Annotated in this window: 20 protein-coding genes; 7 read left to right on the plus strand and 13 right to left on the minus strand. The window is 70.1% G+C overall.

From position 1 onward, the window contains the following. Window positions 1-1301, minus strand: a 1301-nt coding sequence (locus HV824_RS26550; protein ID WP_176424529.1) for a HEAT repeat domain-containing protein, incomplete at its 3' end; no start/stop codon positions are given. 375 nt (window positions 1302-1676) lie between these two features. On the opposite strand from HV824_RS26550, the gene HV824_RS36930 reads away from it, so the two are divergent. From HV824_RS36930 to HV824_RS26570, 4 genes are all read left to right on the plus strand, one after another. Beyond that, window positions 1677-2288 carry a hypothetical protein gene (locus HV824_RS36930; RefSeq protein ID WP_217917767.1) on the plus strand — a complete coding sequence of 204 codons (612 nt, stop codon included), beginning with the start codon at window positions 1677-1679 and terminating at the stop codon, window positions 2286-2288. 69 nt (window positions 2289-2357) lie between these two features. Then, complete coding sequence (locus HV824_RS26560) at window positions 2358-3293, plus strand: MoxR family ATPase (protein WP_176420631.1); 936 nt, start codon at window positions 2358-2360, stop codon at window positions 3291-3293. Continuing rightward, window positions 3290-4627: a DUF58 domain-containing protein gene (locus HV824_RS26565; RefSeq protein WP_176420630.1), complete on the plus strand. Its 1338-nt coding sequence runs from the start codon at window positions 3290-3292 to the stop codon at window positions 4625-4627. The genes HV824_RS26560 and HV824_RS26565 overlap by 4 nt, the downstream gene beginning before the upstream one ends. A gap of 200 nt (window positions 4628-4827) precedes the next feature. Then, on the plus strand, window positions 4828-7593 hold the full coding sequence (locus HV824_RS26570; RefSeq protein ID WP_176424530.1) for an SNF2-related protein: 2766 nt from the start codon (window positions 4828-4830) through the stop codon (window positions 7591-7593). Here the strand turns inward: HV824_RS26570 and HV824_RS26575 are convergent. The 5 genes from HV824_RS26575 to aspS all read right to left on the minus strand — a co-directional run bounded on the left by HV824_RS26575 (window position 7575) and on the right by aspS (window position 12340). Further along, window positions 7575-7943, minus strand: a complete 369-nt coding sequence (locus HV824_RS26575) for a Smr/MutS family protein (RefSeq protein WP_176424531.1) — start codon at window positions 7941-7943, stop codon at window positions 7575-7577. The two genes, HV824_RS26570 and HV824_RS26575, sit on opposite strands and share 19 nt — an antisense overlap. Continuing rightward, window positions 7906-8157, minus strand: a complete 252-nt coding sequence (locus HV824_RS26580) for a hypothetical protein (protein WP_176424532.1) — start codon at window positions 8155-8157, stop codon at window positions 7906-7908. Before HV824_RS26580 ends, HV824_RS26575 begins: the two co-directional genes overlap by 38 nt. Before the next feature lie 53 nt (window positions 8158-8210). After that, a complete protein-coding gene (locus HV824_RS26585; RefSeq protein WP_176424533.1) occupies window positions 8211-9266 on the minus strand; it encodes a DUF72 domain-containing protein in 1056 nt (351 codons plus the stop codon). A gap of 169 nt (window positions 9267-9435) precedes the next feature. Then, a complete protein-coding gene (locus HV824_RS26590; protein ID WP_176424534.1) occupies window positions 9436-10362 on the minus strand; it encodes a diacylglycerol kinase family protein in 927 nt (308 codons plus the stop codon). A 157-nt stretch (window positions 10363-10519) separates the two neighbouring features. Then, window positions 10520-12340: an aspartate--tRNA ligase gene (gene aspS, locus HV824_RS26595; RefSeq protein ID WP_176424535.1), complete on the minus strand. Its 1821-nt coding sequence runs from the start codon at window positions 12338-12340 to the stop codon at window positions 10520-10522. 237 nt (window positions 12341-12577) lie between these two features. Here aspS and HV824_RS26600 point away from each other — a divergent pair, with 237 nt between their 5' ends. The 3 genes from HV824_RS26600 (at window position 12578) to HV824_RS26610 (ending at window position 15056) form a co-directional block, all read left to right on the plus strand. Then, a complete protein-coding gene (locus tag HV824_RS26600) occupies window positions 12578-13867 on the plus strand; it encodes a hypothetical protein (protein WP_176420624.1) in 1290 nt (429 codons plus the stop codon). A 17-nt stretch (window positions 13868-13884) separates the two neighbouring features. Further along, window positions 13885-14643 carry a hypothetical protein gene (locus HV824_RS26605; RefSeq protein WP_176420635.1) on the plus strand — a complete coding sequence of 253 codons (759 nt, stop codon included), beginning with the start codon at window positions 13885-13887 and terminating at the stop codon, window positions 14641-14643. 185 nt (window positions 14644-14828) lie between these two features. Next, entirely contained in the window at window positions 14829-15056 is a 228-nt protein-coding gene (locus HV824_RS26610) for a YHS domain-containing protein (protein ID WP_176420623.1), read from the plus strand. 17 nt (window positions 15057-15073) lie between these two features. Here HV824_RS26610 and recJ read toward each other — a convergent pair whose 3' ends face one another. From recJ to HV824_RS26645, 7 genes are all read right to left on the minus strand, one after another. Beyond that, window positions 15074-16786 carry a single-stranded-DNA-specific exonuclease RecJ gene (gene recJ, locus HV824_RS26615; RefSeq protein WP_176420622.1) on the minus strand — a complete coding sequence of 571 codons (1713 nt, stop codon included), beginning with the start codon at window positions 16784-16786 and terminating at the stop codon, window positions 15074-15076. Window positions 16787-17089: 303 nt separating this feature from the next. Beyond that, window positions 17090-18268, minus strand: coding sequence for a protein translocase subunit SecF (secF, locus tag HV824_RS26620; protein WP_176424536.1), 1179 nt, complete (start codon window positions 18266-18268; stop codon window positions 17090-17092). A 23-nt stretch (window positions 18269-18291) separates the two neighbouring features. Beyond that, window positions 18292-20064 (minus strand): protein translocase subunit SecD, encoded by a 1773-nt coding sequence (gene secD, locus HV824_RS26625; RefSeq protein ID WP_176424537.1) that lies wholly within the window; start codon window positions 20062-20064, stop codon window positions 18292-18294. Further along, window positions 20064-20420 (minus strand): preprotein translocase subunit YajC, encoded by a 357-nt coding sequence (yajC, locus tag HV824_RS26630; RefSeq protein WP_176420619.1) that lies wholly within the window; start codon window positions 20418-20420, stop codon window positions 20064-20066. Before yajC ends, secD begins: the two co-directional genes overlap by 1 nt. A gap of 142 nt (window positions 20421-20562) precedes the next feature. Next, window positions 20563-21762: a tRNA guanosine(34) transglycosylase Tgt gene (tgt, locus tag HV824_RS26635; RefSeq protein ID WP_176424538.1), complete on the minus strand. Its 1200-nt coding sequence runs from the start codon at window positions 21760-21762 to the stop codon at window positions 20563-20565. Between the two features lie 5 nt (window positions 21763-21767). Then, window positions 21768-22883, minus strand: coding sequence for a tRNA preQ1(34) S-adenosylmethionine ribosyltransferase-isomerase QueA (gene queA / locus HV824_RS26640; protein ID WP_176424539.1), 1116 nt, complete (start codon window positions 22881-22883; stop codon window positions 21768-21770). A 34-nt stretch (window positions 22884-22917) separates the two neighbouring features. Further along, window positions 22918-24021 carry a SpoIID/LytB domain-containing protein gene (locus tag HV824_RS26645; RefSeq protein WP_176424540.1) on the minus strand — a complete coding sequence of 368 codons (1104 nt, stop codon included), beginning with the start codon at window positions 24019-24021 and terminating at the stop codon, window positions 22918-22920. Window positions 24022-24112: the final 91 nt, after the last annotated feature.

Raw genomic sequence — 24112 nt, forward strand, 5'->3', positions numbered from 1 at the left:
GCCCCACCCCGCCCCTTCGACTGGGCCACCTCACGCAGCCCCAGCGCCAGGCGGCGCGCCTCGGGCACGCGCCCGTACCCGCACCCCAGGACTTCCTTCAGCGCGCCCTCCTGCCGGTCCATCGCCGCCGCCAACCGACAATCCAGCCAGGCCAGGTCACCGCGTGCCAGGTCCGAGGCCGCGCCACGCTCCGCGTCCGCCAGCGCGAGCCGCAGCGACTCCAGGATGGGACGGCCAGAGGCGGGCAGCCCCTGCTGCGCCAGCGCCAGCAGCGCGTGGCCTTCCGACGACCGCGCCAGCGTCTCCACCGGCGCCTTCGCGCCCTCCGGCGTTGACGCCCCCGCCGCCGCCGGAGGCGCCAGGCCTCGGGCCACGCGCCTGGCTCGCGCCGACAGGGCCTCCAGCACGTCCACCGCGGTGCACGGTCCACTGCAACCCGCCGCCAGCTTCGCCAGCGAGCGCGCCGCCTCCGCCGCCACACGCGGAACCGCGTCCTCCAAGAGCCGCCCGAGGACCACTGCGTCCTCGGGACCGCCCACGTCACCGAAGCCCTTCGCGCACAGCGCCCGCGCGTCCGCGTCCGCGTCGCCCAGGCAGCGGCGAAGCGCGGGCAAGGCCTCGGTCCGCTTCACGGTGGCCAGGAAATAAGCCCCCGCCTGACGCGCCTCCACCGGCCGCTCGTCCGCGAGCAGCGCCTCCGCTGGCGCCAGGGACACCTGGGCAACCACCGCCGCGCCACGGGTGCGCGCGATGACGCCCAGCGCCTGCGTGGCCTGGGCCGCCTCCGCGACATCCGCCTCCCGCATCCGCTCGGACAGCCACGTCACGGCGCCGGGCGTCCCCAGCCGGCCCACGGCCTCCACCACCGCCCGCCGCACGTCCGCGTCACGCTCCGTCCGCCCGGCCTCCAGCAGCGCCTTCTCCAGCGACGCGAGCTCGGCGTCCACCAGGGGCTCCCAGGACAGGGCCAGCACGCCGGAGGCGAAGGCGGCCTCTCCACGCACCGTCGCTTCCGCGTCCTTCAGCCCCGCGACGACAACCTCCAGGGTGGCCGCGTCCTGGATTCGCGCCAGCGCCCGCAGGGCCCGGGCACGCACCCGAGCGTCCGGTGCGCTGGCGGCGAGCGAAGTCAGGGCCCCATTTCCCAGCGAGCGCGCGTCTTCCCATTCCTGGATGCGCTCGAGCGTCCGCGCGTCCACGGGAGGCGGCATCACCGGCGGCACGGAGCGGACACATCCGGACAGCAGCGAGAGAGCGACGACACAGGTCGGCAGGGCACGGACGGAGTGCGAGCGGCGCATGGCGCGGGCCTAGGTCAATTCCCCGCGAAAATCCAGGGGTTAGGCCGCGAGGGGTTTGACACGCACGGCCGGCGCTCCGAAGATGGAGAGCGGATTCTCTCAGCGGGAGCGTTGGTCCTGAACTGCCCTGGCTGCGGCTCGCAGGTAGCCGCCAACACGTCCATCTGTTCCGTCTGCGATTACATCATCGATGGCTCGTTCCTCGCGGGGGAGCCGCCGGCCGAAGCGCCAGAAGAGTCCACCGACGCGGCGGAGGACCCACGCCGAGCCGCCAGGCCGCCTCCCCCACGGCGCCCACGTCCGGCCGCTGGCAAGTCCGGAAGCCGGCCCGCTGCAGCGCCGCAGCCCGGTTCGGACTCCACCAACATCCGGAGCATGGAGGACGTCGCTCGCAGTGCGCCGAAGCAGCGCGCGGCGCGTGCAGCGGCGCCTCGGCCCTCGCCTCGCAAGGCTCCCGAGCCCGCTGCCTCGGTGGACCCATGGGACCGCGCGGACCTGGACGTGCGTGGCGGCGCCGTCACCGACCCGGATGAGCTCATCCGCGACGCGAAGGAGCTGTTCGCCCAGCTCCAGGGTGGCGACAAGGTCGCTTTCTGGGGCGCGGTGGTGGTGCTGATGTCGTGCTTCCTTCCGTGGAAGGAGACGGCGGTGGATGGAGACGTGCTCGGCCTGATGAGCCTGGGCTGTGGCGCCTTCGTCATGTCCATCCTCCTGCTCACGGCCGTCACGGTGCGCGTCAAGGGCTCGCTCCCCAACGTGAACCCGGTGGTGCCGTGGATGGGCCAGCTCGTCGTCAGCATCGTGTGCCTCATCTGGTGCATCGTGTTCATCAAGGTGTCGTCCGACACGACGATGGTGCCCACGCCCATCGGCAACTCGGAGATGATGAACTCGTCGCCCAGCTTCGGCGTCTACGTGGCCATCCTGGGCGCGGTCGCCACGCTGGGCGGCACGCTGCTGGGGCTCAAGGGTCAGTCCTCGCGCTGAGCCTCCGCGCGCCTCGAATGAAAAAGCGCTGCCGCCCTCCGCGGCAGCGGGCTAGCGTCACCGGCCACCATGTCCGACGCCTCTCCCCTCTCCCGTCTCACCGCCGCGCTCGACGCGGCCGTCTTCGGACAGCAGCGCGTGCTGGAGGACCTGGTGACGGCCTTCCTCGCGCGCGGCCACGTGCTGCTGGAGGGCGTGCCAGGCGTGGCCAAGACGCTCACCGCGCGCAGCATGGCCGGCGCGCTGGGGCTGCTCTTCACGCGCATCCAGTTCACCCCGGACCTGATGCCGGCGGACATCCTGGGCACCAACGTCTTCCAGCCCCAGGACCACGCCTTCCGCCTCGTGAAGGGCCCCATCTTCACGGAGGTCGTCGTCGCGGACGAAATCAACCGCACCCCGCCCAAGACCCAGGCCGCGCTCCTGGAGGCCATGGAGGAGCGGCAGGTCACCATCGACGGCGTGTCCCACGCGCTGCCGCCCCACTTCTTCGTGGTCGCCACGCAGAACCCCCTGGAGCTGGAGGGCACCTACCCGCTGCCGGAGGCCCAGCTGGACCGCTTCCTCATGCGCGTGCGCGTGGGCTACCCGGAGGCCTCGGCGGAGACGACCATGCTCCGCGCCTTCCACCAGCGAGAAGGCAAGCCGGCCACCACCGGCCAGGTGCTGGACGCGCCCACGCTGCTGGAGCTGCAGGCGCGCGCCGCCCGCGTGTCGTGTGACGACTCCATCCTCCAATACGTGGTGGCCCTCGTCCGGGAGACGCGCGCCAACCCGCGCGTGCGCCTGGGGGCCAGCCCCCGGTCGGCCCAGGCGCTGCTCGCGGCCTCCAAGGCCCGCGCCGCGCTGATGGGCACGGACTTCGTCACCCCCGACGACGTCAAGGCCGTCACCTTCAGCGTCCTCAACCACCGACTGCTCCTCAAGGCCGAAGCCGAGGTGGAAGGCATCACCGCGGACGACGTGCTGAAGCAGACGCTCGAGCGGGTCCGAGTGCCCCGGTGAGCGCCGGGCGCCCCGTCCCCACCGGCCTCGCCGTGGCCCTGCTGGCGGCGGGACTCCTCCCGGCGGCGCTCGCGGTGGCCAGCCCCGCGTTCGGCTGGCTCGCGCTGGCGACGGACGTGGCCGTGCTGGCCCTCTGCGTCGTGGACTTCCTCCGGGCCCCGCGCGCCCAGGACGTCCGCGTCTGGCGGCGCGTGGAGCCCGTCCTCTCCTCCGGCACGCGCAACGCCGTGCACGTGGTGCTGGAGCGCCAGGACACCGGCACCGCGCCGCTGCACGTGGAGGTCCGCGACGAGCCTCCCGAGGACATGGCCAGCAGCGGGCACCGGCAGCGCCTCACCCTGCCCGCGGCCCAGGCCAGGCCCCAGGAGCTCACCTACTTCGTCACGCCGCCTTCGCGGGGCGACGCCCGCTTCGGAGACGTGCACCTGCGGCTGCGGGGCCCCTTGGGCCTGTGCGCGCGACAGGTCCGCGTCCCCGCGGCGCTGGACGTCAAGGTGTACCCGGACCTCACCGCGCTCACCCGTGAAGCGCTGGCGCTGGCCCACGCCTCGGATGCCCCCTCCGCGCGCACGCAGCGGCGGCGCACCTCGGAGGGGCGGGAGTTCGAGTCGCTGCGCGAGTACCGCCCTGGCGACGACTACCGCCACATCGACTGGAAGGCGTCCGCGCGCCACGCCCACACCCTGGTCCGCACGTGGCAGCCGGAGCAGCACCAGCCGGTGCTCCTGCTGCTGGACTGCGGGCGGCACATGGCGGGCCGCATCCAGGAGCGGCGCAAGCTGGACCATGCGGTGGACGCGGCGCTGCGGCTGGCGCGTGTCGGCCTGGAAGCCGGTGACGTGGTCGGCGTGCTGGCGTTCGCCAGCGGCGTGCGGGCCTACCTGCCGCCGCGCAAGGGCCGCGAGCACCTGCGGCTCATCACCGAAGCGCTCTACCGCACCGAGGCCGCGCTCGAGGAGAGCGACTACGGCCGCGCCTTCGACTTCGCCTTCGCCCGCCAGACGCGGCGCGCCCTGGTGGTGCTGTTCACGGACCTGGTGGACCCGGACGCCTCCGCCAGCCTCCTCACGCGCACGCTGGCGCTGCGTCCCCGGCACCTGCCCGTCGTCGCCTCGCTGCTGGACGAGGACGTCCAGGCGGCGGCCCACGGCGTGCCCGCGCGGACGCAGGACGCCTACGCGCGCCAGGCCGCGGCGCGCCTGGAGACGGAGTACCGGCGCACGGCCACCACCCTGCGGGACGCGGGCGCGCTGGTGCTCCGAGCCCCCGCGCGCGGCTTCGGCGCGGCCACGCTCAACGCCTATCTGGACGTGAAGGCGCGCGGACTGCTCTAGGCCTCTGCGTCAAGTCCAGCGAAAGTTTTGTACGCAGTGTGCAGTCAACGTGTATCGACGCCGCTCGCGAAGAAGCATGCCAATCGCGCGGAGGCCGAATTTTCGGCCTCGGACACGACCCCCTTTACAGATAGGCGCGCGTCAACAAAATGGCCGGTCCGCGCTCGCCGTGACGGCGGGCGACCTCGAAAACACCACGGATGGAGACGGTCTTGGCGGAGGTCGCGAGGGGATTCAGGGTGGAGGTTGAGGCGAACGCGGCGGCGGCGGTGGCGGCACGGATGGAGTCCGGGTCGGCGGCGGCGGCCCCCACGGCGTTGACGCCCTTCCATGAGCGGCTGCTGGCAGAGGAGCTGCTGGCCCGCAGCGGTGACACGCAGCAACGGCTGGCGGGAGCGCTGTCGGAAGCGAAGGTGGACCTCAACCCGCACCAGGTGGAAGGCGCCATGTTCGCGCTCGACTCGCTGTCGCGCGGCGGCTGCATGCTGGGTGACGAGGTCGGCCTGGGGAAGACGATTGAAGCGGGGCTCGTCATCGCCCAGCTGATGGCCGAGGGGAAGTCGCGCATCCTCATCATGGCGCCCGCCACGCTGCGCGCGCAGTGGAACAGCGAGCTGCGGGAGAAGTTCGACCTGGACAGCGTCCTGGTGGACGGCCGCACCGTGCGCGCCACCGGGAACTGCTTCGACCAGCCCTTCCCCGTCATCTGCTCGCACCCCTTCGCGGCGAACAAGGCGCACCTGACGTCGGAGATTCCCTGGGACCTCATCGTCATCGACGAGGCCCACCGCCTGCGCAACGCGCACCGGCCCAACAACAAGATGGGGCAGGCCCTGAGGGCGTCCCTGGCCGGCAAGCCCAAGCTGCTGCTCACCGCCACGCCGCTCCAGAATGACCTGATGGAGCTGTTCGGGCTGATGTCCCTGCTGGACGAACAGATCCTGGGGCCCGAGCACGCCTTCCGCAGCCGCTACCGGACGGACGAGGCCGGCGGCATGCCCGAAGCCGCCGCCGTCGAGCTGAAGGAGCGGCTGGCCCCCGTGGTGCAGCGCACCCTGCGCCGGCAGGTGCGCGAATACGTCCGCTACACCAACCGCCGCTCCATCGTGGAGGACTTCACCCCCTCCCCCGAGGAGCACGACCTCTACGAGAAGGTCAGCGAGTACCTCCAGCGCTCCGAGGCCGCGGCGATTGAGCCCGGCAAGAAGACGCTGCTGACGCTCTGCTACCGCAAGCTGCTGGCGTCCTCCACCTACGCCATCGCCCCCACCCTGCGCCGCCTGTCGGACAACCTGGAGAAGCGCCTCCAGGCGGCGAAGCTGGGCCAGCAGGCCCTGGCGATGTTCGAGCCCGAGGAGGCCAAGCAGTTCGTCGAGGAGGGCGAGGAGTGGTCGGACGACCCGGCCAAGGCCCCCAACGTCCGCGCGCTGGAGCAGGAGGTCTGGGAGCTGCGCCAGTACGCGGACCTGGCGGACTCCATCAAGGTCAACGCCAAGGGCGAGGCGCTCAAGCGCGGCCTGGACCGGACCTTCGCCGTGATGAAGTCGCACGGCTGGCCGGAGAAGGCGCTCATCTTCACCGAGTCCAAGCGCACGCAGCAGTACCTCTTCAACCTCCTGTCGGAGAGCGGCTACCAGGGGAAGATCTCCCTGCTGTCGGGGGACGCGGGCACGCCCGAGGACCGGCGCGCGCTGGTGGAGGAGTTCCGCAACCGCACGCAGATCCTCATCTGCACCGAGGCGGGCGCCGAGGGCCTCAACCTCCAGTTCTGCAACCTGGTGGTGAACTACGATCTGCCCTGGAACCCGCAGCGCGTGGAGCAGCGCATCGGCCGCTGCCACCGGTACGGACAGCAGCGGGACGTGCTGGTCATCAACTTCCTCAACCGGATGAACGCGGCGGACGCCCGCCTCTTCGAGCTGCTGGAGAAGAAGCTCAACCTCTTCGACGGCGTGTTCGGCGCGTCCGACGAAATCCTGGGCGCGCTGGAGAGCGGCGTCGACTTCGAGCGGCGCATCCTGGACATCTACCAGTCCTGCCGGAAGCCCGAGGACATCAACATCGCCTTCGACAAGCTCCGAGGGGAGCTGGAAGGCCGCATCAGCCAGCGCATGACGGAGATGCGCTCGGTGGTGCTGGAGCGCTTCGACGGCGACGTGCGGCGCCGGCTTCGCGGACAGAACGAGCAGACGAAGGAGGCCCTGGCCAAGCGCCAGCAGGAGGCGCGCGCCCTCACCGCCTCCGTGCTGGGCAGCCGCAACTCGGGACGGCTGGAGGTGGCCAAGGCCGCCTATGCCGTCAAGGAGCGCACCCAGGACGCGGTGAGCTACCTGCAACTGGACGCGGCGGGGCTGCCGTCACGGCTGGCGCGGCTCGCGGGCAGCGAGGGCTGGTGGTTCGCGTACAAGTTCGAGACGACCGGCCTCAAGCCGGAAGAGAAGCTGGCCCACCTGGTGCTCGTGCGCGACAGGGACGGCTTCCGCGCCCTGCCCATGGCGGACGGCGCGCACTTCGTGAAGCTGGCGGCGAAGCCGGAGCGCCGGCGTCAGCCCGCGCCGGTGTCCGTGCAGCTGATGCAGGAGCAGGCGCTGGTGGCGGCGAAGGACGAAATCGTCCGGGCCGCGGAGCGGCGCAACGCCCTGGAGCTGGACAAGGCCAAGGAGCGCGCGGACCGCTACGTCGAGGACTGCCTCATGGAGTCGCGCGAGGCCGTGGAGGCCGCGCGGCAGACGTGGATTGAGGCGCGCAAGCAGGTGGGGCTTGCCGAGGACATCGCCGACAAGGCCAAGGCCCGCGCCCACTCAGACAGGATGGAGCGCGAGTACCGCCGTAAGCTCTCCTCGCTCCGCAACGAGGAGGAGAAGCGCTACGCCTCCAAGGACCGGCAGCTGGCGGAGCTGGCCAACAAGGGGAAGGTGACGGAGAAGCGCTCCCTCATCGCCTCCGCCTACTTCTGGCTGTCGTAGTCCGCCGGGCGCAGACGCACCCACATCGCGCCCCAGCCTCCATCCCCTTCGCCCGCGGAACGGAACGACTCCACCTCCGGCAGCTTGGGAAGCAGCGACTGCACGGTGCGCCTCAGCGCGCCGGTGCCCTTGCCGTGGATGATGCGCACGTCCAGGACGCCCTTCTGTCGGCACGCCCAGAGGTACTCCACCACCAGGTCCTTCACGTCGCGCGGGTGGAAGAGGTGCAGGTCCAGGTTCCCATCAATGGGAATTTCTACAGCTTCGTCCTCCGAAGGCGGCGGCTCCGGCCCTTCAGGCGGGAGCGGCGGCTCATTCGCGTCCAGGACTGGCAGACGTCTTCGGCTCACGCGCCCACTCCTGCTTCTCCTTCTCCGCTTGCAGGCGGCGCCGCTCGCGTGCGGCCTTGAAGCGCGCGGACAGCGACGAGACTTCGCCCTTCAGCGCGGAGAGGTTCGTGGAGACGCTGCCCGGGTCGCCGTGCTGGCGGCCGGCTGCCTGCTCGCCCTGGGCGCCAGCGCCCCCCGCGGCCATCAGCTGGACCATCAACGCCGCAACCGTCATGACTGTCATGGCCCCACAGGTAAGCAAGACGCGTGCTCAGTGGCAAGTGGCAGTCAGGTGGCGGCGGCCTGAAGCGCAGCCTCTTCCCTCCTGCCCAGGACGACGCGCTCGGCCAGTTTGATAGCGGACAGTGGCGCGCTGCCCTCGGCCTTGTTGTTGATGGTGATGAAGGTGGGCTTGTCCCGGCGCAGCGCCGCCAGACACACCCGGGCCAGGACCTCGCGCGTGGGGACGTCCTCATCCACCAGTTGATTGAACGGCGCGTAACGCGCGCGCGCCTCCTCGTAGCCGAGGTCCGGAGGGAGCATCCACCGCACCACCAGCGCGCGGGAGTCGAAGGCGCGGGTGAGCTTCGCCTGCCGGCCCACGGGCGGCATGTGCGCCCACACCGCCAGCACCGGACTGACGCCCACGTCCGCCAGCGCCTGTGCCAGCCCCTCCGTGAGCAGCGTTTCGTTGCGCAGCTCCACCGCGTACAGCGGCCCCTTCGGCAGCGCGGAGAAGAAGGCGTGCAGCCGCTCCGCGAAGCGCGCGGGCCCGCCGAGCGCCTGCGGGTCCTGCGGCGGGAACTGGAAGACGAGCGGCCCCGCCTTCGCCCCCAGCCCCTCCACGAAGGGCATGACGACGGCCTCCGTGGCGTAGGCGGCATGGAGGAAGCGCTCATTGGTTTGTCCCCGCTGCGCGCCGTAGCGCTCGTGCAGCGGGAAGCGCGCCAGGGTGCACACCTCGTGGGCCTTCACCAGGAAGCGGAAGGCGTCCGGCACCTGGGCGGCGTACTCGGCGAAGGCGCTGGAAGCGATGGGGCCGTAGAAGGTCCGGTCGATGCCCACCGTGCGCAGCACCGGGTGGTGCGCGTAGGCGGCCAGGCCCTCCCGCGCGAGCTGCGAGGCGGGGGCCTCATGGTCATAGACGATGCCGGACCATCCCGGGAACGTCCACGACGACGTCCCCAGGTACACGCCCCGCGGCAGCTCCCGCCCCAGCGTGGCCAGCGACTCCGGCACCGCCGCCGGCGCCACGGGCAACGCGCCCTTGCGGCCCCTGGCGGGCGGCGCCACGGCGGCGCCGGTGAAGAGGTCGAGCTGTGCGGGTCCTCGCTCTTGAGGCATGGCGCGTCTCCTGGGCCAATCCAGCGGGCACCGCGGCCACGGTGCCGTGCGTCCAGCGCACCTAACGCCGGACGCCACCGGATGCAGGAGGTTGCCTCAGTCCAGCCCCACGTCCCAAGTGCCATGTCGCCCGACAGGCGACCGGGCGACGATTCGGGGCACGCGAGCGCTACAGCACCTTGAGACGGATGGCCCCGGGCAGCAGCGTCATGGTGCACGGGAGGCGGCCCGGCGTCTCGCCGTCCACGTCCAGGAACACGTCGCCACCCTCCACGGGCTCGGCGCGCAGGGTGCGGCAGCGCAGGCGGCGCGTGCCCTTCCAGTTGACGTGCGAGCCGTTGTAGACGCCCTTTGACTTGAGGACGAAGTCACTCAGGCCGTAGTTGGACCAGATGGTGACGTCGAAGAGGCCGTCGTGGGTGACGGCGTCCGGCGCGACGAACATGCCGCTGCCGAAGTAGCGGCCGTTGGCCACGGCCACCGCGGTGACGCTCACCACCTCTTCCGGGCCCCCGTCCACCGACAGGCGCACCTGCCGCTCCGAGTACTTCACCAGGCCCTTCAGCGTGCCCCACATGAAGCTCAGGTGGCCGCCCAGGGCCTTGCTGCTCTGGTTGACCTCCTGGGCCACCACCGCGCTCACACCGAACGAGGCGATGTTGGCGAAGTAGCGCGTGGCGGGCTGGCCCGCGTTGTCGGTGAACTCCAGCCGGCCCACGTCGAAGGGCTCCGTCGTGTCGGAGCGCAGCCGCTCCAGCGACGAGGCCAGCTCCAAGTCCCACCCGAAGGTGCGCCGGAAGTCACCGCCCGTGCCCCGAGGAATCAGCCCCAGCGCCGCGTTCGGATTCAGCGCCTTGCCGTCCTCGAAGAAGCCGTTGGTGACTTCGTTGAGCGTGCCGTCGCCACCCACCGCGACGATGCACTCATACCCATCCAGGAGGGCCTGGCGGGTGATGCGCGCCGCGTCCATGCCGCCCTGGGTGAAGCCATGGCCGAAGTCGCCCAGCGCCCTGCTGACCTGCGCGGAAAGCTCAGCCCAGCGCTTTCCCGTCTGGCCGTTGGCGCTGCGCGGATTGACCACGAGGAACGTCTTCATCTGGCCCTACCCCTCCCTTGGCCCTCCCTGTTTACGCGGTTGCGCACCGGCACTCCACTCCGTGGCCATGTTCATGGCACGGCGGGTCCGCCGCCACCCCGCGTCAAAGAGGAGGTGGCGGGAGCGCGCGCGGGCGAGAGGGCGCGCGGCTGACGGACTACGCCTTCGGCGCCACGGGCACCGGCCGCACGTGGACCTCTTTGAGCTGCCGGTCATCCACGTCGCCGGGGGCGCCCGTCATCAGGTCAGTGCCCGTCTTCGACTTCGGGAACGGAATCACGTCGCGCAGGGACTCGGCGCCCGTGAGCAGCATGACCAGCCGGTCCATGCCCAGCGCGATGCCGCCGTGCGGCGGAGCGCCGAACTTCAGCGCGTCCAGCAGGAAGCCGAACTTGGCGCGCGCGTCCTCGTCGCTGATGCCCAGCGCCTTGAACACCTCCGCCTGCACCTTCGGGTCATGCAGGCGGATGGAGCCGCCGCCAATCTCGAAGCCGTTGAGCACCACGTCGTAGCGGTGGCACTTCACCCGGCCCGGGTCCGTGAGCAGGAAGTCCACGTCCTCGTCGTGCGGGCGCGTGAAGGCGTGGTGCGCCGCCGCCCAGGTGTTCGTCTCGTCGTCGTACTCGAACAGCGGCGGGTTCACGACCCAGAGGAACTTCCACTGGCCGCCGCTGCCGTACTCCGGAATCAGGCCCAGCTTCTTGGCCACGTGCACGCGCAGGTTGGCCATCACCGTGTGGACCAGCGACTCCTTGCCGAACTGGAACAGGAGCAGGTCGCCCGTCTTCGCGCCCACGGCCTGGTTGATGGCCTGCCGCAGCGCGGGGCTGATCGTCTTGGACAGCGGGGACTGCGTCCATTCGCCCCCGTCCACCACCTTCGCGCGGGCCAGGCCCTTGGCGCCCGCCTGCTTGGCGAACTCCTCCAGCTTGTCGCTCTCCGCGCGGCTCATCGCCTTCTCCGCGGGGATGACCATCGCCTTGACGATGCCCTTGTTCTGCACCGCCTCCCAAATCATCGGGACGCCGCCGCCCTCGCCGTGCTCGCGAATCAGGTCGGTGAGCACCACGTGCTCCAGGCCGAAGCGCAGGTCCGGCTTGTCGTTGCCGTACTTCGCCATGGACTCGTAGAAGTCCATCCGCATGAAGGGCGTGGGGATGTCGATGCCCAGCACCTCGCCCCACAGCTTCTTCAGCAGGCCCTCAATCATGGTGAAGATGTCGTCCTGGGTGACGAAGCTCATCTCCACGTCGATTTGCGTGAACTCCGGCTGCCGGTCCACGCGCAGGTCCTCGTCGCGGAAGCACTTCACGATCTGGAAGTACCGGTCGAATCCCGCCACCATGAAGAGCTGCTTGTAGAGCTGCGGGCTCTCCGCCAGCGCGTAGAACTTGCCCGGGTTGAGGCGGCTGGGGACCAGGAAGTTGCGCGCGCCGCCCGGCGTGTACTTGCCCATGAAGGGCGTCTCCAGCTCCAGGAACCCTTGGTCCACCATGTACGCGCGCGTCAGCGCGTTCATCTTCGAGCGCGTCATCAGCGAGCGCTGGAGCGGCGCGCGGCGCAGGTCCAGGAAGCGGTGGGCCAGGCGCTTCTCCTCCGACGTGTCGATGCTGTCCTCGACGGGGAACGGCGTCGGCTCGGAGCGGTTGAAGATGGTGAGGTCGCTGGCTCGAATCTCGATTTCACCCGTCTTCATCTTCGGGTTCACGTTCTTCCCGCGCGAGACGACCTTGCCGCGCACGCCCACGCAGTACTCCAGCCGGAGGCTCCCGGCGAGCGCGTGCGCCTCCGCGTGGTCCGGCTCGAACACCACCTGCGTGAGGCCATCCCGATCTCGCAGGTCGATGAACACCGCGCCGCCGTGGTCCCGGCGGTTGTGCACCCAGCCGAAGAGGACGACTTCCTCGCCGACGTTGGTCGCGGTGAGCTGACCGCAAGTGTGGGTACGCTTGACCTCGGAGATGAACGGGACTGCCATGGCACCGCCTGCTGGATTCGAAGGGGGAAGAAGGCGGGGCACCATACGGATCGTGGAAACAACGCGTCAAGGAATCCGAGCGCCCCGGACCGGTCTCAAACCGTCGGATTCAGGGCGGATTCCGGGTTCCAAAGCCGCCCGCGAGGCCAGGGCGCACCGGCTGCCCGCCCGCCGTGCTCACGAAGGTGACGGACGGGGGGAATACACGTTCCGGGCGGTCCGGAGTAGAACGGCGGCATGCTCCGAACAGTCATCGCCTCGACCGCCGCGCTCGGACTGGCCGCCGGCTGTGCGCCCGATTCAGCCGCGCCCGTCAAGGTCAGCGCCCTGGTGCTCTCCAGCAATGGCCAGTACGTCCCCCAGGAGGTGGAGCTGAAGACCATCTCCGACATCGTCGGCCTCAAGGGCACGGTGGCCGACCTCCAGGGAGGCGCGCGCATCGTCATCGACTCCCAGGACCCGGACCTGAACAACGCCACCACGCCGGAGGGCTACGCCAACGCGCTGCTCAAGAACGCCGGCCGTGACGTCAGCGCCAACTACATCTCCCAGGACGGCGTCCTGTGGCCGGCGGACTTCCACACCTGGAACATGGTGACGGCGTACTACAGCATGGAGCGCGCCTACGATTACTTCCGCGGCGTGGGCAACCTCCCCGCGGCGGACTTCAAGGACCCCGTCACCACGTACTACTTCCCGGAATTCGTGCTCGCGGACGTGGACAAGGACCCGCTGAGCGACAACGCCATGTACTTCTCCGTGCTGGAGTCGTTCCTGGTGCTGCCCTTCGACCAGCTCCAGCGCGCCCCGCTGGCCATCAACGCCGGCGTCATCGCCCACGAATACTCGCACCGCGTCTTCAACCTGAAGGCCTACAACGGCCAGCAGTTCCCGGAGGCGCTCACGCTGTGGCAGCAATCCGGCGCCAGCCCGGGCGCCAACATCCTCAAGTCCTTCGACGAGGGGCTCGCGGACTACCACGCGTACGGCGCCACCTGTCAGACGACCCAGGGCGGCAAGGGCTGTGACACGCGCTTCTTCTCCACGTCCTTTCACGGCAACGTCTACGGCCCCATCACCGACGACCGGGACCTGGCCCGCGTGGACCGCTGCATGGACGCGTCCTTGCTGAGCCAGCTCTACAACCAGAACCTGAGCGCGTTCAGCGGCAACGAGTACCGGGTGGGCACGCTGCTCGCCAGCGCGCTCTACCAGGCCGGCGAGGCCACCGGTCAGCGCGACGTGCTGCTGCGCGCCATCGTCGCCTCGTACAACGACGAGAGCACGACGACGCCCGGCCTCTACCAGCTGGCGCGCGCCACGCTGGCGGACCAGTCCCGCTTCACCCTCGCCGTGGCCGCCAGCGCCATCATCACCCACGTCACCGACCTGCGCCTGAAGGAGGCCGTCTGCAACGAGCTGATGGACCACCTCCAGATTCCGCGTGAGCAGCTCGTCGGCACCGACCCCAACATGTGCCCGCCCAGCGCCGCGGGTGGCACGACCTGCCCCCGCCTGGACTTGTGAGCATGAGGACTGCTTCCGTGAAGATGTGGCTCTTGCGTTGCGCCCTGGGCAGCCTCGCCCTGTCCGCCCCCGCCCTGGCCCAGGACGAGGACGACCCCTACGCCTACCCGGACGACGAGCCCGCCTACGACGCCGCCGGCTCCTATGACGAGGTGCGCCCCAAGGTGGACGAGACGGACGACTTCCGCCGCGTCTCCGAGCAGGAGCACGACGACGGCGAGGACGACTTCAAGGCCCTCTCCGGGCTCGACGACCCGAACCTGGGCGTGGCCATGGAGTTCATCACCGGCGCCCTCTTCCTGGACAGCCCGCGCGGCCGGGCCACGGAGACGCGCCTGGGCCTGGGCGTGCGCGCCACCTGGGAGTACGGGCGCATCCTCGACGACGAGTCGCTGCGCGAGGCCCTCTGGGCCGACGTGCGCTGGACGTTCGGCGGCACCAGCGACGGCACCGACTTCATCCAGGGCAAGACGCACCTCCACTACTTCACCATTGCCCCGGCCTACGAGCTGAAGCTCGGCAAGTCCGACTTCGGCTTCTTCGCCCAGGCGGGTGGCGGCGTCGCGTACACGTCGTCGACCCTCACCATCGACACGGCGGAGACGAAGGTGAGCGGCCTCAAGCCGCTGCTCCAGTACGGCGTGGGCTTCCGCGGCCGGCCCCGGCTGACCTCCTCCGGTAACTTCCGCCTCGCCTTCCGGCTGGAGGCCATGGGCTACCGCCGGGGCTACCACAACGACTTCTTCCTGGGCGGCAGCCTCGGCACCGCCTTCTGAAGTCGCCTTCACCGGCCGCTCGCCGCGCCTCCTCCGGCGGGCGGCCATGAAGATTTTTCCACCGACTCCCCGCTTCGCCCGTGTCCCCTCCTTGCGACTTCAAGGAGTTGGGACTGGCACGCCGTGTGCTCTTGAATTCCACCGGGACGGGAACCTGGGTTCCCCTGGGGGCTGGGAGGCGAGGCATGAAGAACGCGCAGGGACAGGGGCAGCACTTGGACCCCATCTGTGGGAAGACCTTGGACACACCCGAGGGCCGTCCCACCACCGAGTACAAGAAGCGCCGTTACTTCTTCTGCTCGGAGCGGTGCCGCCACGCCTTCGAAAGGCAGGCGGAGCGCTTCCGCTTCAACGAGCTGGCCCGCGTCGGCGCGCTGATGACGCCGGGCCGCGTCCGCTGGGGCATCGCCTGAGCTGAGCGCCAGGGCTGTCAGGCGGCCACGCGCAAATCCTTGAGCCGCAGCGACAGCTTGCGCTGGCCTCGGAACGTGTCGAAGCCGGCCTGGAAGGCCAGGTCCACCGGGCCATCCACCAGCGTGGCCCGGTCCGCCATGTTGAAGCCGATGGCGTCCAGCTCCGGCGCGTCCGCCAGGGCCAGCTTGAGGTGGCCATGGCCCGTGCCGGACTTGGGCTGCAGCACGCGGGGGCGAGCCACCTGCCGGCGCAGCACCAGGACGGGCTCCGGATTGCCCTGCCCGAAGGGCCCCAGCCGCTGGAGCGACTCCACGGCGTGGGCGTCCAACTCGTTGGGGTTCACCACCGCGTCCACGCGGCACCGGGGGATGAGGTCCTCCGGCGACAGGCGCTGGTAGGCAATCTTCTCGAAGGCCTCCCGGAAGGCGGGCAGCCGCTCCGCGTCGATGGTGAGCCCCGCGGCGTGCTTGTGGCCGCCGAAGCGCGTCAGCAGCTCCGCGCAGCCGCTGAGCGCGTCATGGAGGTGGAAGGCCTCGATGCTGCGCGCCGAGCCCTTCCCCACGCCGTCCTTCACCCCCACCATGACGGTGGGCCGGTAGAAGCGCTCCACCACGCGCGAGGCGACGATGCCGATGACGCCCGGGTGCCAGCCTTCGTCGTACAGCACCAGGCCGCGCGCGTCCTTCAGCGACTCCGCCTGGGCCAGCGCCTGCGTGAGGATGCTGCTCTCGATGCCCTGGCGCTCCGCGTTGGCGCGGTCCAACACCGCGGCCAGCGAGCGCGCCGTCTCCGGTGACTCCGAGCACAGCAATTGGAGGCCCAGCGAGGCGTCATGCAGCCGGCCCGCCGCGTTGATGCGCGGCCCCAGGCGGAAGCCCACCTGGCCCGCGGTGACGGAGGCGTCCGGGTCCATGCCCGCCACCTCCTTCAAGGCCCGCACGCCCGGCCGGCGGCCCGCGCTCAGCTCCTGGAGGCCGTGCGTCACGAGGATGCGGTTGGCGCCGGTGAGGGGCACCACGTCCGCCACCGTGGCCAGCGCCACCAGGTCCATCATCGCGCGGAGGTTGGGCTCCTTCCGGGTGGCGAAGAAGCCCTCGTCGCGCAGGCGCTTGCGGATGCCCATGCAGAAGTTGAAGGCCACGCCCGCGGCGCACAGCGCCTTCGTCGGGTACTCGCAGCCAGGCTGGTGCGGGTTGAGCACCGCCACCGCGGGCGGCAGCGTGGGCGGCACGGTGTGGTGGTCCACCACCAGCACATCCAGGCCCAGCTCCTTGGCGCGGGTGATTTCGGCGACCGAGGTGATGCCGCAGTCCAGCGTCACCAGCACCCGCGTGCCCTCCGCGGCGATGCGCTCCACCGCGCCGACGTTGAGGCCATAGCCTTCGTCCAGCCGGTGGGGGATGTACGTCGCGGGCGGCGCGCCCAGCTCCTTCATGAAGAGGTACAGCAACGACGTGGAGCAGACGCCGTCCACGTCGTAATCCCCGTAGAGCGTCACCTTCTCCCGCGAGCGAATCGCCCGGATGATGCGGTCCACCGCCCCCGGCATCCCCTTCATGCGGAACGGGTCCGGCAGGTCCGCCAACCGGTCCGACAGGAACGCCGACGCGGACTCAGGGGTGCGGTAGCCACGGTGCAGGAGCACCTTCGCCGCGAGCGGGTGCAGCGACAGCTCCCCCACGAGGGACGCCACTTCCTGCTCGACTACATCTGGAAGCAACCACCGCACGCTCGACACCCCTCCTCGATGAATTGGCTACGAAAGCGACAGTACCTCAGACGTCTGACCAGGACAGTCCAACCTTGAGCCCGACACTTCCCCTCCTGCACGCGCGTTCAGGCAGGCGCACGCATGGTGGCTCGCTGCTTCACGCACGGTCGGTCGCCGGTGTCCGGCCACGTACCGCACCTTCTTGAGCGAAGGGTGCCCTGAAACACCCAGGGCCCTGCTTCCCGTGAAGGAAGAGGGCCCTGGTCGTGTCCAGCGTGCGAGGCCTCCCTCAACGGAAGGAAGGCCTCGGGTGCGGGAGGCTCACGCGGCGTTCGGCTGCTGGTGGTCCACGTCGCCGCTGGCGCGCTGACGGGCTTCCTTCGCCGCGGCGCGCTCGTCCAGCCAGATGGTCAGCGGGCTGGCGATGTAGATGGTCGAGTACACACCGACCACGATGCCCACCAGCATCGCCATGGCGAAGTCGAAGATTTCGCCCACGCCGAAGATGAGCAGACCGATGAGCGACAGCGCCGTGGTGCCGGAGGTGAGGATGGTGCGGCCCAGCGTGTCGTTGATGGCGATGTTGATGACCTCGACGAAGGGCTTGCCCTGGAACTTGGCCATGTCCTCGCGGATGCGGTCGTAGATGACGATGGTGTCGTTGACGGAGTAGCCCACCACCGTCAGCAGCGCCGCGATGGCCGTCAGGTTGAACTCGCGCCGGCTCACCAGGTAGTAGCCCGCCACCATGATGACGTCGTGGACCATGGCCACGAGCGCGCCCGGGCCGAACTTGAAGTCGAACCGGAACGCCACGTAGATGAGGATGGCGACCATCGAGTACAGCAGCGCCATGATGCCGCGGTTGCGCAGCTGCTTGCCCACCTGCGGACCGACGTAGTCCACGCGGCGCTGCTCGAAGTCCGGCTTCTCCAGCCCGGCGTTGAGCGCGGCGAACACGCGGTCCGCCATGCCGCTGGCCACCACCTGGTAGTCGTAGCCCGCCCCGCCCTGGGCCTCGCCCAAATCACGCACTTCCTGCACGCCGATGCCCGCCGACTCCACCGCCTTCGTGACGGCGTCGGAGTCCATGGGCTGCTCCGCGCGGAAGCGGATGATGCCGTTGGCCAGGTCCGAGTAGACGTTGCGCACGCCCCCCAGCGCCTCCAGGGCCGCCTGGCCCTTGGCACCGCTCTCCTCATTGAGCTGCGTGACGCCGCCCATGCGGAGCAGGAAGGTGTTCTCGTCCGCCGCGCCGATGTTCTGCACGCTGACGTCCGGCAGCCCCCCCTTCTCCGCGCGCTCACGGACCTCCTGGGCGGTCATGGGGTGGTCGAACTTCACCTCCACCACCGTGCCGCCCGCGAAGTCCACGCCGAAGTTGAAGCCGAAGGCGGCGATGCCGACGATGATCGCCAGATTCAGCACCGTGGAGAGGAACAGCGCGGGCTTGCGCTTGCCGATGAAGTCGATGTTCGTCTTGTTCTTGAGAATCTGCATGACGGTTCCCGGACTCCGGCCGGTCAGACGGAGACGACCTTCGCGTTACGACCGTGGACGAAGTAGGTCATGATGACTCGCGTCACCGTGATGGAGGTGAACAGCGACGCCAGCAGGCCGATGATGAGCGTGGTGGCGAAGCCCCGCACCGGCCCCGTCCCCGTGAAGAACAGGACGAAGGCGGAGATGAGCGCCGTCACGTGCGAGTCGAAGATGGTCCAGAAGGCCCGGTCGTAGCCCTGGTCCACCGCGGCCCGGGTCGACTTGCCGTGGCCCAGCTCCTCACGGATGCGCTCGTTGATGAGCACGTTGGCATCCACCGCCACACCCAGCGTCAGCACGAAGCCGGCGATGCCCGGCAGCGTCAGCGTGGCGTTGAAGAAGGCCAGCCCCGCGAGGATGAGCAGGCCGTTCAGCAGCAGCGCGACGTCCGCGATGAGACCGGAGCCCTTGTAGTAGAGGGCCATGAACAGGACGACCAGGCCCAGGCCCAGCACCGCCGCCAGTCCACCCTTCCGGATGAGCTCGTCACCCAGGCTGGCGCCCACCTGACGAATCTCCCCCACCGTCACCGGGGCCGGCAGCGCGCCCGCCTTCAGCACCAGCGCCAGCGTCTGGGCCTCGCCCAGCCACTCCTCGAAGGTGCGGCCGCCCATGCGGCCCATGGTGATGCGGGCCGAGCCGCCGCTGATCTTCTCGTTGATGTTCGGCGCCGTCTGCACGTTGTCGTCCAGGACGATGGCCATGCGGCGGCCGACACCCGCCTCCGTGAGGCGCTCGAACTCGCGCGCGCCCGCGGGGTCGAAGGAGATGTTCACCTCCGGCTCGTTGAGCTGGCTGATGCTGGCATCCGCGCCCGCCAGGCTCTCACCGGTCAGCGGCACGCTCTTGTCCAGCAGGTAGGAGCGGTACGAGGTGCACTCGTCCTTCTTCACCGGGTTGGCGATGCACTCGGTGAGCACCACGCGGTTCTCCGGCACCTTGTCCTTCGTGTACTCGAGGATGGCCTCGCGCGTGGGGGCCTGGAGCTGCGGGAAGCCGCCCTCCGTCGTCAGGGTGATGTTGCTGCCCGCGGGCGGCGGGGTGGCCTGGAGGAGCTGCTCGAAGAACTGCGGGTTGGTGTCATCCACCATCCGGAACTCGAGCTGCGCGGTGGTGCCCACCAGCTCCTTCGCCTGCTCCGCGTTGCTGCGGCCCGGCAGCGAAATCTGGATGGAGTCGGAGCCCAGCTTGCGCACGTCCACTTCCGCCACGCCCCACTTGTCGATGCGGCGCCGGATGACGAGCATCGCCTGGTCCACCGCCTCCTCGCGGAAGAAGTTGGCCTGGGTCTCGTCCTGGACCAGCACCAGCGTGCCGCCGCTGCGGCTGACTTCCGTGAAGTCCGTGAAGGTGGCCAGGACCTCCTTCTGGATGGCGTCCATCGTCGCCGGGTCCTTGGCCGTCAACGAGACCTCGAGCCGCTCCGGGTCCGTGTCCGCCGTCACCTCGCCCAGCTTCTTGTCATTGACGTAATTGACAATCTGCTGCGCGCGGCGCTCGGTCCGCTTCTGGAGCGCCGTCTTGGTGTCCACCCGCATCACCATGTGGATGCCACCCTGGAGGTCCAGCCCCAGGTTCAGGCGGTACTTCGCGGGGGGCGCCCAGGCGGGCATCCGCTCCTCGAGCACGGCCAGGTTGTTGCGCTGGTCCCGGTCGAGCACGACGAGCGAGTAGTACGTCGGGATGAGGAACCAGATGGAGCCCAGCGTCACCGCGACAATGAGTCCGAACTTCCACCACCAGCCGCGGTCCATTACTTCTCCTCCTTCTTCTCACCGGCCGCCGTCGCGGGGGCCGCGGGCGGGCCTTCCGCCACCCCGCCCCTGGCGCTGATGGCCGTCTTGAGCACGCGGAGGCGCACGCCGCTGGAGACCTCCAGCATCACGGTGCGCTCCTCCACGAGATGGATCTTCCCGAGGATGCCCCCGGAAGTGACGACCTCATCACCCTTCTTCAGCGCGGAGAGGAGCGCACGGTGCTCCTTCAACTGCTTCTGCTGCGGGCGGATCATCACGAAGTACATGATGCCCACCAGGATGACCAGGAAGCCCAGGGTGCCTAGCGGATTGCCACCGCCGGCCTGCGCCAGAATCAGAAAGCTCTCAGCCACACACTGCCTCGTCGGTTGAGGAAAGCTTGGGACGGGAGGCCCCCCATTTTGTCCGAGGAACCCATCCGAAAGGGGGCCCTCTTAGCAAGGGGGGCCCATGTGAGCAAGTGAACGCGGGAAGCCGGGCAATCCATCTGCCCGGTCAGCGACCGCGGGTCCGTTCGGCCTCCTGCGCCTTGGCACGGGCACGAAACTCCCGGGCGAACGTGGCGAACCGGTCCTCTGCCACCGCGCGCCGGACTTCTGCCATCAGTCCCAGGAAGTAGTGGAGGTTGTGAATCGTGTTGAGCCGCATGGCCAACAGCTCCTGGGCGGCGAAGAGGTGCCGGAGGTAGGCCCTGCTGAAGTTGCGGCAGGTGTAGCAGGTGCACGCAGGGTCCACCGGCCGGGAATCCCTGGCGTAGGCGGCGTTCCGGATGACGACCTTGCCCTCCGAGGTGAAGAGCAGGCCGTTGCGCGCGCACCGGGTGGGCAGGACGCAGTCGAACATGTCCACCCCGTGCTCCACGCAGGTGACCAGGTCCACGGGCGTGCCCACGCCCATCAGGTAACGCGGCTTGTCGCGGGGCAGCAGGGGCGCGGAGTAGGCCACGCCGTCATGCATGGCCTCCGGGGCCTCGCCCACGGAGTAGCCGCCCAGGGCGTAGCCGGGCAGGTCCACCGCGCACACCTCCTCGGCGTGGCGCTTGCGCAGGTCCTCGTGCAGGCCGCCCTGAACGATGCCGAAGAGCGACGAGCGCTCGCGGCGCCACGCCTTCACGCACCGGTGCAGCCAGCGGGTGGTGCGGGCCAGCGAGGCTTCCAGGTAGGCCCGGTCCTCGGTGGAGGGCGGGCACTCGTCGAAGGCCATGATGACGTCGGCGCCCAGCGTCTCCTGGATGTCGATGGAGCGCTCGGGCGTGAGGAAGTGCCGCGCGCCGTCCAGGTGCGACTGGAAGGCGGCGCCCTCCTCGGTGATTTTGCGCTTCCCGGACAGGCTGAACACCTGGAACCCACCGCTGTCGGTGAGCATGGGCCGGTTCCACGACACGAAGCGGTGCAGGCCGCCCAGCTCCCCCACCAGCGCCTCGCCGGGGCGCAGCATCAGGTGGTAGGTGTTGCCGAGGATGATCTGCGCGTCCAGCGTGAGCAGGTCGTCCGGCCCCACGCCCTTGACGCTGCCCACCGTCCCCACGGGCATGAAGATGGGCGTCTCCACGGGGCCGTGCGGCGTGTGCAGCCGCCCCCGGCGGGCCTTCGTCCCCGACGCGTCCTCGTGGAGGAGCTCGAAGCGGACCATGCCCGGCTCCACGCGGGTGTCGCCCTTGCCACCTGACTGCTTCGCTTCCTGCTGCTCGCCCATGGCGTTCACTCCGACACCAGCATGGCGTCGCCGTAACTGAAGAACCGGTAGCCCGCGCGGACCGCCTCCGCGTAGGCCTCCAGCGTGCGCTCCCGCCCGAGCAGCGCGCTCACCAACACCACCAGCGTCGAACGCGGCAGGTGGAAGTTGGTGAGCAGCAGGTCCACCTGGCGGAAGGCGAAGCCGGGACGGATGAAGAGGGTCGTCTCGCCGGGGCCCGCGCGCAGCCGCCCTGTCTCCGGGTCGGTGGCGGACTCCAGGGTGCGCACCACGGTGGTGCCCACCGCCACCACGCGCCGGCCCGCCGCGCGCGCCGCGTTGATGGCCTTCGCGGTGGCGTCCGGAACGGTATAGCGCTCCGGGTGCATGTGGTGCTTGTCCAGGTCGTCCTCACGCACCGGCAGGAAGGTGCCCGGTCCCACGTCCAGGGTCACCAGCGCCCGGTGCACGCCGCGCGCTTCCAGGGCGGCCAGGGTCTCCTGGGTGAAGTGCAGGCCCGCGGTGGGCGCGGCCACGGCACCGGAGGCGCGCGCGTACACGGTTTGATAGCGCTCCGCGTCCGCGGCGTCCGGCTCCCGGGTGATGTAGGGCGGCAGCGGCAGGCGGCCCGCCGCGTCCAGCAGCGCGGCCAGCGAGGCGCCCGGGGGCGCGTGGAACCGCACGCGGTACTCCCCTCCTCCCAGGGCCTCCTGGATTTCCGCCTCCAGGCCGCTGGCGAACGTCGCCCGCTGCCCGGGCTTGAGCCCCTTGGAGGCCTGCCCCAGACAGACCCAGTCGAGCGACTCGGGGTCCCCCCCGAGCGCCGCCGAGGTCAGCGTGTCCTGGGCGGCCGGGCGCACGACGAGCAGCTCCACGCGGCCACCGGTGCCGGCCTTCTGGCCCAGCAGGCGCGCGGGGATGACGCGGGCGTCGTTGAGGACGAGCAAATCCCCAGGGCGCAGCAGGTCCTGGAGGTCGGCGAACCGGCGGTGCGACCAGGTGCCGCTGGAGCGGCTGATGGTCATCAAGCGCGACGCGTCCCGCTCGGCCAGGGGGGCCTGGGCGATCTGGGACTCGGGCAGCGCGAAGTCGTAGTCAGAGAGGCGGGACGACACGGGGGTGGCGCTTGTAGCAGCCCCCATGCCGTCGCGGAAAGCGCGCCGGACGCGGGCGGCGTCAGTAGAGGTGCTGCAGTTCGGTCCCGGGGTAGTAGTGGGAGAGGATCTCCCGGTACTCCCGGCCCTTGTCGGCGAGCGCCTTGGCGCCCCACTGACACAGGCCCGCCCCGTGGCCATAGCCGCGACCGGTGAACACGTAGCCGCGCTCGGTGCGTTCCACGTCGAAGTCCAGGCTCTTGAGCCGCGTGTAGCCAAGCTTGCGGCGCAGCGCCACGCCGTCCAGGGAGGCGCCGTCCGCCAGGGTGACGCGCGTCACCCGGCGCGTCCGCGTGCGGGCCGCGATTTTGAGCCCCTGGGCCGGGTGGTGGAGCGCCGCCTTGATGTCCGCGTCGGAGAGCGACGCCGTCCAGCGGCTGGCGGGCAGCTTTCCGCAGGGGCAGTCGACAGGCTGGAGGTACGGCAGGTTGCGCTGCAAGGCATCAATCCCTGACTCCGTCCGGCCGCCGCATGAAGCATGGAAGTACGCCTCGATGGGGGCCAGCTCGTACGTGAGCACCTGCCCCCGCGTGGCCTCGACGGCGGCCCGGGTGCGAGGGTCCTCTCGGTTGACGCCGCCGTAGACTTGATGGAGCACACTGCTGCCCAGGTGGAACGCGTTGCTGTAGGCGTCCAGCTTCTTCTGGAGCGCATAGGTTCGGGCGGCCACCGCCTGGGCCTTGAGGGCCTCCGGAGGAAAGGACACGGGCATCTCGCTGCCCAGCACGGCGGCGAGGTAGTCCTCCAGGGGAATGACGTTGATGAGCTGCAGCCCACCTCGGTGCAGGCGCACCACCACATCCCCGCGGACCTGCGCCGCGCCGGCCTTGAGGGGCTCGGTGCCGGGGGCGGCCGATGCCTCCGACATGCCAGCGCGGAAGCGGACGGAGTCCCCCTCCACGGGTGTGCCATTGACCTCGATGCGGCCCCCTTTGCGGCGGATGTTCGCCTGTCCCGAGGTGATGGGGGCGAAGGTGGCCTCCTCGCTGTCGGGACCGGAGGCCAGCCCCCGGCCGCTGACACGCACCGCGCTGCCCGCGTCCTCGATGGCGATGCGCAGGGTCTCCACGGCGAGCGCGCCCGAAGGAACCAGCAGGAGCAGGACGAGCGCAACAGGTCGCAACATGGCCCCGGAGTGTAGAGGCGTGGGTGCACGCCTCAAGAAAACGTCCGGCGGATGGGAGAGGATGGCCCACCCGTGACGTCACCTTCGCGCC

The organism is Myxococcus sp. AM009, from assembly GCF_013372605.1.
In the GTDB taxonomy this organism is placed as follows: Bacteria; Myxococcota; Myxococcia; order Myxococcales; family Myxococcaceae; genus Myxococcus; species Myxococcus vastator.